The 7,922-nt window shown below is 37.1% G+C and carries 8 protein-coding genes; 1 reads left to right on the top strand and 7 read right to left on the bottom strand.

The annotated features are described in order from the left end of the window. Positions 1-159: 159 nt before the first annotated feature. The 7 genes from I6F48_RS20830 to I6F48_RS20800 form a co-directional block, all read right to left on the bottom strand. The gene (locus I6F48_RS20830; protein ID WP_197120227.1) at positions 160-555 is read right to left on the bottom strand and encodes an ExbD/TolR family protein; all 396 of its coding nucleotides are present in this window, start codon (positions 553-555) and stop codon (positions 160-162) included. Between the two features lie 312 nt (positions 556-867). Next, positions 868-1,311 (bottom strand): ferritin-like domain-containing protein, encoded by a 444-nt coding sequence (locus I6F48_RS20825; protein WP_007585695.1) that lies wholly within the window; start codon positions 1,309-1,311, stop codon positions 868-870. A gap of 177 nt (positions 1,312-1,488) precedes the next feature. After that, positions 1,489-2,427, bottom strand: coding sequence for a LysR family transcriptional regulator (locus I6F48_RS20820; protein ID WP_002961484.1), 939 nt, complete (start codon positions 2,425-2,427; stop codon positions 1,489-1,491). Positions 2,428-2,443: 16 nt separating this feature from the next. Continuing rightward, a complete protein-coding gene (gene aceK, locus I6F48_RS20815) occupies positions 2,444-4,162 on the bottom strand; it encodes a bifunctional isocitrate dehydrogenase kinase/phosphatase (protein WP_197120226.1) in 1,719 nt (572 codons plus the stop codon). 103 nt (positions 4,163-4,265) lie between these two features. After that, complete coding sequence (locus tag I6F48_RS20810) at positions 4,266-4,748, bottom strand: DUF4124 domain-containing protein (RefSeq protein ID WP_197120225.1); 483 nt, start codon at positions 4,746-4,748, stop codon at positions 4,266-4,268. A gap of 88 nt (positions 4,749-4,836) precedes the next feature. After that, on the bottom strand, positions 4,837-6,333 hold the full coding sequence (locus tag I6F48_RS20805; RefSeq protein WP_007585701.1) for a DUF3413 domain-containing protein: 1,497 nt from the start codon (positions 6,331-6,333) through the stop codon (positions 4,837-4,839). A 5-nt stretch (positions 6,334-6,338) separates the two neighbouring features. Beyond that, on the bottom strand, positions 6,339-6,551 hold the full coding sequence (locus I6F48_RS20800; RefSeq protein WP_007375276.1) for a DUF1414 domain-containing protein: 213 nt from the start codon (positions 6,549-6,551) through the stop codon (positions 6,339-6,341). Between the two features lie 62 nt (positions 6,552-6,613). Here I6F48_RS20800 and yejK point away from each other — a divergent pair, with 62 nt between their 5' ends. Next, positions 6,614-7,630 carry a nucleoid-associated protein YejK gene (yejK, locus tag I6F48_RS20795; protein ID WP_197120224.1) on the top strand — a complete coding sequence of 339 codons (1,017 nt, stop codon included), beginning with the start codon at positions 6,614-6,616 and terminating at the stop codon, positions 7,628-7,630. The last annotated feature ends 292 nt before the right edge of the window (positions 7,631-7,922 follow it).

Below are 7,922 nucleotides of genomic sequence, written 5' to 3'. Positions count from 1 at the left end.
GTCTTATTTAAGCTTCCAGCTAGACGAGAGGATAGAAGATATCCCCGATGGGTTAAGCCAAAACCATCTAAGTATCCCCATAAAAAGAAAAATGCCAGTCAGCTTAACTGACTGGCATTAGGCCGTAAGGCCCTTTTTTTGGTTTTATATTGGGCTGTTTTATTTAGAAATCAAACTTATTGAATAATCATCGTATTGCTTAATATTATTCATTACACTCATTAAAGTATTATGTGTACTGTTTTCGTCTGCGGTTATAAGTACCGAACTTATTTCATATTTAGCCGCGAACATCGCTAAATTAGTCGCAACTTGCTCTAAATCAATTAACCTCCCTGAAAAATATACTCCGTTACTTTCATCAATTCTAAATAAAGCATTTTTAACAGGCTTATCTATTTGAGGGCTGTCGAGTGGTCGGTTTAATTCAATAGCCACAGGTTTTACAAAAGATGTAGTTACAATAAAGAAAATTAGTAATATGAACACTATGTCTAACATCGGGGTCATATCTACATCAACATTATTTTGCAGTTTAGTTAGTTTACTTTTCATATTGGACCTTATTTTTAATTAAATGCTGCGGCGCCACAGCAAGGTTTTAGGTACCTATTAACAAAATTAGCACAGCAAAAATAAAGCGTGGTTAAATAAACATTCTAATAACATTAAATATTTGTATTCATTATGTATTTAAAATGTGGCGAAATAAGGTGGTGTTTATAGCAATCTGCTTATATGGGGTCTATATGGCATCGTTATAGTGTGATTTAATTCGTTAAATTGCTTAAAGATTTATGCAGATTGGTATTAGAGGCAATAAAAAACCCAGCGCTAGGCTGGGTTGTATTTATGCGTTATGTAAGCTTACTGCTTTTGCATACGGCTCATTTCTGCATGGCAGCTTTGCATTGTTAATAATGTTTTAGCCAGTGCAGCTTCGCAATCAGCCGGTTGTGGTTTATCCATAGCGGCTTTAATTTCTACAAGCGTTTTATCTTCTACTTCTTCAAGCTCTTTTACATACGTGCTGTCGTTATGTGAGGTGAATGTAGTAAGTAAGGCTGTGTATGCACGTCGTGCTTCAACTGCGAAAGATGAACCATCTTCGCGTTCGCCTTTTTCATTAATTGCATATGGCTGCAAGCGCTCAACACTCACTTTTCGGGCATCTATCATACGCTGAAAAAGTGCGCCAATAGCAGGGTCTTCAACTTTTTCCTGTGCTTTTTGATAAAAATCGATGCCGCTGTTCATAACTTGAATGATGTCAGTAATATGATTTACTTCTGATCCTTGATGGGTGTTCATAATGACCTCTTTTATTAAATGAATGTATAGTTCAATTTAATAAAAGCAATGTATGTTCCACGTTTTTATTTTTATGTAGTCATTTGATTTTATTGGCTTAATTTCATTTCAGAGAGGGGCTAAGTTAATGAGGAAAGTATTAACCTAGCAATTTTTACATTATATTGTGTAATAAAGTTATTTTAGCTCTTCAGCTACTTCAGCGACTTTTTGGCGTAACCAGATGTGGCTCGCATCGCGATGTAACAGTGGGCTCCAAATCATATCAAGCTCAAAAGGAGGAATTGGAAACGGTGGCTCTAAAATTTTAAGCCCCGGATCATCTAAGTATATATTTGCGGCTTTTGAAGGAAGGGTCGCAATCAAATTTTTCTCTTTAGCTAAATGAATCGCTACATGGTAGTTACGCGTAAAAGTGGCAATGTTGCGATGTTTACCAAAGTGGGCAAGTGCTTCGTCAACCCAACCAAGTTTTTGCACATCTTTAGGGTCCATGCCCACGCCTACACCAAAACCTGTTTTACTCACCCATATATGGCGCGCTTTTAAGTAGCTGTCGAGGCTAAAGTTTTCAATAATAGGGTTGTCGGCCTTAACTAAGCAGCAAAAACTGTCTTTCCAAATACGTTTATGATGAAAAGACTGAGGTAAGTTTTCAAAGCGGTTGATTGCCATATCTACTTTGCCGTTTTCTACGTCATGAAAGGTTACATCACTTGGTGTGAGTATATCTAAAGTAGTATCGGGGGCTTCTTCGTGTAGTTTACTTAAGAGCTTTGGCGCTAACGTACTTGCAGCGTAATCACTGGCCATTATTCTAAATACACGTTTACTCTGGCTTGCCTCAAATTCTCTATTGGGTGCTAGGGTTTCTTCAAGCGTCATTAATATGCCACGAATAACGGGTTGTAACTCTAAAGCGCGCTCTGTCGGGACCATACCATCGCTGGTACGAACTAAAATAGGGTCGTTAAATAAGTTACGAAGACGTTTAAGGCCATTACTCATTGCGGGCTGCGTAATACTCAATTGATTAGCAGCGCGTGTTACATTGCATTCTCGAAGCAATGTATCGAGATAAACGAGTAAATTTAAATCTATTTTACTTATATTCATTGTGTGTCCTTTGCGTCTACCAGTGATGGATAAACCGCTGTGCTGTCGGGTATGGGTAAATATGACTTACCTGCCCATTTTTTATATTTTGTTGCGCCTGCTTCCAAAAGCTAACATCTATAAGCTCTGGATGAGTGCTGAGGAAAAACTTTTTATACATAGGATTAGGCATTACAAATGTACATAACTGCTCTGGGAATACATCTTGTGGTGCAACAGAGTAACTTTGTTCATCCATTAAATAATCGTCGTAGCTCTTTGCTTTCGGTAATGCTCTAAAGTTCATATCTGTTAGGTATTGAACTTCATCGTAATCGTAAAAAATAATACGTTTGTGCTTACTTACACCAAAGTTTTTTAAGAGCATATCGCCAGGAAATATATTAACGGCAATCATTTCTTTTAGAGCTTGCCCATATTCTTCAATCGCGTCTGCGGCACTTTCTTCATCAGCATTTTCTAAAAATAAATTGAGTGGTGTCATGCGTCGTTCAATATACAAATGCTTGATGATCAACCAATCGCCCTCAATTACCATTGATGAGCCAATTGTTTTATGTAATTGCGCAAGTAAATTACTATCAAAACGCGCTAAAGGAAATACGACGTTAGAATACTCTATGGTATCGGCCATTCTGCCAACGCGATCATGATTTTTTACCAGTTGATAGCGTTTTAATACGGTATCACGGCCGAAGGGCTTACTTTCACCAAATTTGTCTTTTATTACTTTAAAAACATAACCAAATGAGGGGAGGGTAAATACCATCATCACCATACCGGGAGTCCCCGGTGCAATTGTAAACTCATCACTTGAGTGAGATAAGTGATTTAAAAACTCTCGATAAAACTCAGTTTTACCCTGCTTGTGAAAACCCACTGCATTATAGAGCTCAGCAAGTGTTTTGTTTGGCATAAGCTGATTCAAAAACCGGACAAGTGCTGAAGGCGCATGAGTCTCTACCATAAAGTAGGCGCGGGCAAAGCCAAAAATGACACGCATTTGAGACGATTTAGTTAAAAGTGCATCTAAATATAATCCGTTATCTTCATCGTGTAATACGGCGATTATAAAAGGCTGAACCCCACTTTTTGAAACAACACGTCCTACTATATAAGCTGCTTTATTACGGTAAAAAGGTGTGTGCAAAATATCAAAGCGCATTTGCCAAGGTTGATGATGTGTATCGGGGGCTTGTTTATAAAAAGCTTTAACAAGAAGGCGAATATCACGCTCTAAATTTACAAATGGGGCTTTAAAATCAAAATGATTAATAATGCGCTTTATTGTTGGCTTTAGGCCATCAACTACTGGAAAATATGTCCTATATTCTGCTTCTACAGGTACTGAAGGAGCATCTTTTAAGGTTGCTTCTACAAATATAAAGTCATTATGAAAATAGCGCCTATGGTACAGCCGGCAAAATACAGAGTTATAAAAGGTTTCGGCGAGTTCTGCTTGAGGGTGGAAACATAAAAAATGCTGATATATCTTTTTAACTTTGAGCCATAGGCTTTCATCTAGTTGCTCTGTTGGGGTTTCTTTTTTTAGCGCTTGTGTGGTTTCGTTAACACGATCATCATAATAGCTGATACGCAAACGGCTGATATCATTAATTGCTTGCCAATCTTTTTTTGCAAAGGCGAGAGGGGCTTTGGCCGTTGTTTTTTGAAATAGCTGATAGTGCCTTTTAAAACCCGTTAAAATTAATTCAGCAATATGGCGAGGCTGCATTTGCACTCCTTAATAGTCCCTAGAGCTTATACTCTATTGTGTTAAGGGTATGTTATTTTAAGTTTAAAACCAAGATAAATATTACTTGCTAATTAAGAGTGATTTATTGGTATTGAGCTATCTTTTTTTCGAGAATTTTAATTTGTTTAGTAATAACCAATACGTCTTTTTTGTACTCTTTATTAATTATTTTTAGTTTTTTAGTAATGTCTTTAGTAATACGCTTTTTATCATCAATGGCTAGAATATGATTTAACCGTTCTTGTTGTTTATATTCAGCACGCTGCTTATTACGATCAAGTATTGTGAGTTTGTGGTTATTGCTGCGTAACTCTGCCTGTAAGCCAGATAGAAGCCTTTCACGTTCAAGTTCGTTCAGTTGTTTAGTGTAATCAACTTTTGGGCCTGAATACTGATTACCCGTTGTGTTAACTTTATAAGTCGTTGCTTCGTCGTCACAGGGAAGTTGAGAAAAGATTGTGCCTTTTTCTGTTACGCATTTGTAGTAAGTGGTATCGCTAAAGCTAAAAAAACTGACAAGTAAAAAGCTAGAGTGGAGGATGGTATTACGAAAAGTTTTAAACATGTATGCCGTCCTTGATTTTTATATCTAACAAAACAATATAAAACTATAACCTAGCTTGGTGGTATAGCAAGCTAGGTTAGGATAACGGTTATTGGGTAAAGGTTTTAAGCTTTTTAATACTCTGCACTAAAAATGGTATATCTAAACCTTGTTCAATAGAAAAACCTTCAGCGGCAGAGATGTTTTTAAAGTTACCATCTGAATCTATTAAGGTAATCCTATCTTTTTTATAGGCTATAACGACACCCTGAGAGTAGTTAACGCCCATATCATCTTTTTTCTTGTATAAATTAACGCCCAGCATTGTTTGCTTAGCAATGGCTTTACAATTTAAATATTGGCCAACACTTGTTGCAATTAAATCGCTAGGTTGAATAAGTCCATCTACTTTAGAAATACGTTTGTCGGAGCTATATAAAGTTGATGTTGTTACTACTTCTTGCTTGTTATTGGCAAGACTAAAAGCAAAAACCTGTGTTTTATCATCTCGTACAACGGCGTTATCGCTACTTTTAATAACTCTAATTGCGCTAGAACTATGTGCTTGATCATTTATAAAACTAAGTTCTTCCACGCCGGTTACTTCAATGCTGCGGCGCTGACTTTGCCATGCGGGAAGAGTTTGATCTCTTAAAATTGCTGCTTTATAAAAAGCTGGCAAACCATACACTAAGCTAAATAGCATATCGTCGTGATTAGTTGGCTGTAAAAACTGCTCTGTTTTGTGTAAGTTTTTATTATCGGCAACAAATTTAGCGAGTTGTTGCTGGGTTTCAAATACAAAAATATCTACATTGGCTTGTGTGTAGTCCTCGCACTTATCAAGCGGGCTTGGCATTTGATAACTAATGTTTTGGTTATTAATTTTTACGTTATGTGCTTGCTTATAGCTTTCTATATCAAGCAGGTCATTTTTAGCTAATAAACTTTTAGCGGTAGTAGGGTATGACAGTGGTAGTACATTATCTTGCTTCGTTACGTCAAAGTTTAAATTTGCGTCAGCCCAAATATGAATACTGTGACTAAGTGAAAAACACACTATTAAAAATGAAATTGCGTAACGTGCAAATTTATATTGTTTTAAGCGCTCAAGGTGTTGCCATGTGTAATTACTCACAAGTAGCTGAAAGCCTAAAATAAGTAATACAATCCCACTGGCTAAAATGGTTGTTAAAGCAGGTGAACTGGTTAAACGATGCCACAACAATGAAATGATTTCAGGCAAGGCAGATATACTTAGATGATAACCCAAATTAACGTAAACATAAGCATCAAGGGTAAGCAGTGAAGCGCCTAGTGTGGCTATAACAGCCGCCATGCCTCGTATATGTCGTGGGTAGGGGAATATTAAACTAAGCGGAAATACCGTCAGCACAAACGCTAAAAAGGCGATAAAACTAGTGTGGCTTAACCACGTTACTAGCATATAAGTAATGCCCATAAAGCTTGTTGGTGGCGAGTCGGCAAATAAGTAGCTTAAGCTAATAAATAGCGCCAAGCCAATATTGGCAAAAGTAAACCAATGGCCCCAGCTTAATAGCTGACTCGCTTTTGATGAAAACTGATTGTGCTGCGATAAATTCATAGAGTTTATTTAACCGACTGTGATAGAGCTTTTGCAAAGTTCTCAGTTACGGCTTGTCTTTTCCCTGTTGGTACATGCTCTTTTAAGATATGCGTGATAGAATTTCCTAAACACATAAGGCTTAAATCTACCGGCGCATTGTGTTTAGTTAGCACATCAATAAGCTGATCGACGATTTGTTCTACTTCTTCATTAGAGTATTTTGATAAGATTGGCATCAGTTGGTTCAATAAAATAGTTATATTCTCGTATTTTAACACTAGAGGCGTGAAAAACAAAGATGACAACAGACGTTAAAAAATTAGTCGTTCATTATGTAGACAAAAAAGACGACGATACGCAAATTCACCTTCGAAATGATGAGATGGTAATTAACGATAAAGTAGCCGTTTTTATCGAACAATTACATCATGCATACAATGGTAAGCCAGGTAAAGGTTACTGTGCTTTCAGTGGTGATAAAAACAGCATTGTAGCATCTGCAATGCAAAGCTACCGTAACGATGAGCTAGGCTTTTGGCGTATGACCGAGCAAGCCTCAACGGTTTTAAAAGAAGAGCTTGATAAGTATGCATTTAGTGAAACAGGCTATTTAGTATTTTGTCATTATCAGTATGTTGCTACCGATTACATGTTAATTGCGATGATTAACATTAAAGAGCATTACTCTATGACTTCAGAGCTAGATTTAGCGGCTTCTCGCCATTTAGATATATCTCGCATGCAACTTGCTGCTCGTATCGATTTAACAGCGTGGGATACGCAAGCAGAAGATAATCGTTATATTTCATTTATTAAAGGACGTGCGGGTCGTAAAGTAGCTGACTTTTTCTTAGACTTTTTAGGCTGCGAAGAAGGTATTGATTCAAAACAGCAAAGCCAAGTAATGCTTAGTGCCGTAGAGGATTATTTATCAGAGCAACAGTTTGATAAATCAGAAAAAGACGACTTACGTAAACAAGTATTTGATTACTGCAATGACTGCGTAACTACAGGCGAAGATGCAAGTGTGAGCGATCTTTCAGCAACGCTTACAAAAGGCGATGACAGCCCGTTTGATAGTTTTTGTAAAGAGCAAAGCTATGACTTGGAAGAAACGTTCCCCGTTGATAAAAAAACAGTAACCAGTATGGTTAAGTTTTCAGGCCTTGGTGGTGGTGTAAGTGTAAGCTTTGAACGTAAACACTTAGGTGAGCGCGTAACGTACAACGAAGCAACCGATACACTAGTGATTAAAGGCATTCCGCCAAACTTAAAAGATCAGCTACAACGTTTTATGGAAAATGAAAAAGAGTAAACTCATTTGAGCGAGTTGAAAGTTGATTTAAGAGCGCGATATTTATATCGCGCTTTTTTATACCGGTATCTAAATTTGTTGCATCGGAACAAAGCTACTAAAATATCTATTGCAAAAATAGAAGTGAAAGAAGAGTAAGTGAGAAAACACAAGCCATGCTTTATTAGCAAGACCGGAGTTTTTCAAGTTAGTTGTCGCATCAAATTAAATTTTATGCCGCCCGCATTGCTTCTTTTTTCTCTGGATTTAAATTTACTTCATTGATCATCGTCCAATCTCGAGACTTTCCTGA

Origin of the sequence: Pseudoalteromonas sp. SWYJ118 (assembly GCF_015864505.1) — a bacterium.
GTDB classification, from domain to species: domain Bacteria; phylum Pseudomonadota; class Gammaproteobacteria; order Enterobacterales; family Alteromonadaceae; genus Pseudoalteromonas; species Pseudoalteromonas arctica.
Note: the sequence above shows the minus strand (reverse complement) of the source record. Positions and strands in the feature narration are given on the sequence as shown.